This window comes from Streptomyces sp. AC627_RSS907, assembly GCF_019049165.1.
The window spans coordinates 1-674 of sequence record NZ_JAGMUE010000600.1 but is presented as its reverse complement, the minus strand read 5'-3'; the positions used below and the strand labels follow the sequence as shown (position 1 = coordinate 674).

2 protein-coding genes are annotated in these 674 nt (G+C 70.8%); both read left to right on the top strand.

The genetic code is table 11. The annotated features are described in order from the left end of the window. Positions 1 to 189, top strand: a 189-nt coding sequence (locus tag KUM32_RS37325) for a YebC/PmpR family DNA-binding transcriptional regulator (protein WP_217146296.1), incomplete at its 5' end; no start/stop codon positions are given. 212 nt (positions 190 to 401) lie between these two features. Further along, positions 402 to 674, top strand: a 273-nt coding sequence (locus KUM32_RS37320; protein ID WP_217146295.1) for a crossover junction endodeoxyribonuclease RuvC, incomplete at its 3' end; no start/stop codon positions are given.

Here is a 674-nt window from a genome sequence, read left to right as displayed (position 1 = left end):
CAGCAGGAGGGCATCGACTACGACTCGGCCGATGCCAACTTCGTGCCCACCATGCAGGTCCAGTTGGACGAGGAGGGCGCGCGCAAGATCTTCAAGCTCATCGACGCGCTGGAGGACAGCGACGACGTGCAGAACGTCTTCGCCAACTTCGACGTGTCGGACGAGGTCATGGAGAAGGTCGACGCCTAGCCTGCGCATCGGGCCGTACGACTGAGCCAGCGCGGCCGAACCCGCGCCGCGGCCCAGCCGCACCGTCCGGGGCACGAGGCGCAGCCGCCACCGGGCCGACGGGACGCCCCCGTCGGCCCGTCGCGTTGTCACAGCCAGCGGCTACTGTGCCTGTTCGGGGGGACACCCCCACAGATGTGCGACGCATACGTCAGTGAGGGGGAGGGCGCGCGATGCGGGTGCTCGGCGTGGACCCGGGGCTGACCCGGTGCGGCATCGGCGTCGTCGACGGCGTCGCGGGCCGCCCGCTGCGGATGGTGGACGTCGGCGTCATCCGCACCGCGGCCGACGCCGACATCGGGGAGCGACTGGTGCTCATCGAGCGCGGCATCGAGCAGTGGTTGGAGACCCACCGGCCGGAACTGGTCGCGGTGGAGCGGGTGTTCAGCCAGCACAACGTGCAGACCGTGATGGGCACGGCCCAGGCGAGCGCCGTGGCCATGCTG